Genomic DNA, 1,048 nt, shown 5'->3' with positions numbered 1-1,048 from the left:
CACTATTATTATTGGATGACGGACTACTGTTGGTATATTCCCACTGGCGAAAAATGGTAACAAATAGAAAGTGGGTGCCAATCGGCAAAAACAGAGCGCTGTAGCAGCCAGCAGACTATGCAACTGATAGAGTATCGCCTCACCCATGCTATCCTCTCGCGAATGCTAAATTCAGCATTTCAATACCAAAAGAATATAATTTTTCGCCATACCATCCGCTCATTAAAAAAAAGCAAATACTTACGCATAATAATTTCACGCCAAATGGCAACGTCTGTTCTTGCAACTGTGTTACCGTTTGAAAAAGCCCTACTAATAAACCAACAAATGTCGCAACTGCGATAGGTCCTGCAGACATAACTAAAATCAGATACAGCGCCCTATTCCCTGCAAAAACAATATCGTCCATATTTTTTCCTCAGGGATTAATGGATAGGTCAAAATATTGTAAAATGAGCCCTTTTGATAACATTGTCCAACCGTCCATCGCGACAAACAAAATTAATTTTATCGGTGTAGATATGGTTACCGGACTCATCATCATCATACCTAACGTTAACAGAACGCTGGATATAACCAGATCCACTACGACAAAGGGTAAATAGATATAAAAACCTATAATAAATGCACTTTTTATCTCACTCAACGCATATGCCGGGAGTAACGAGAAAATTGAAATATTATCATCATCGAATATCTCTTCATTGTCTTCAGAGCTATTCACCTTCTGAATCTTTTCAAAAAAGTTAACCAACTCCGGTTCGGAATATTTTATCAAATATGATTTATAACCACTCATGCCTGTCTCAACAAAATTAACAACCGACGCTACATTATTGAATGAAAGATTCTCATTCTGACTGTTATAATATATTTCCTTCCCAACCGGCATCATTACAAACATTGACAATAGCAAAGCAACCCCATTAAGTGTCATATTTGATGGCACTTGCTGAAGCCCCAGCGCGTTTCGGACAATAACAAAAACAATCGAGAATTTAATAAAATATGTCCCGGATGCTATTATAAACGGCAATAGTGTAAATAA

The 1,048-nt window shown here is 37.3% G+C and carries 2 protein-coding genes and 1 pseudogene; all 3 read right to left on the bottom strand.

The window, feature by feature from the left end; translation table 11 throughout:
• A pseudogene (locus RTW80_RS25825) lies at positions 1-147 on the bottom strand (EscT/YscT/HrcT family type III secretion system export apparatus protein); the annotation flags it as partial.
• A 1-nt stretch (position 148) separates the two neighbouring features.
• The gene (locus RTW80_RS25820; RefSeq protein ID WP_000341004.1) at positions 149-409 is read right to left on the bottom strand and encodes an EscS/YscS/HrcS family type III secretion system export apparatus protein; all 261 of its coding nucleotides are present in this window, start codon (positions 407-409) and stop codon (positions 149-151) included.
• A gap of 9 nt (positions 410-418) precedes the next feature.
• Positions 419-1,048 (bottom strand): EscR/YscR/HrcR family type III secretion system export apparatus protein (locus RTW80_RS25815; RefSeq protein WP_277202310.1); only part of this gene is annotated, 630 nt, incomplete at its 5' end.

The organism is Escherichia sp. AM3 (assembly GCF_032029835.1).
In the GTDB taxonomy this organism is placed as follows: Bacteria; Pseudomonadota; Gammaproteobacteria; order Enterobacterales; family Enterobacteriaceae; genus Escherichia; species Escherichia coli.
This window is presented reverse-complemented; position numbering and strand designations above follow the sequence as displayed.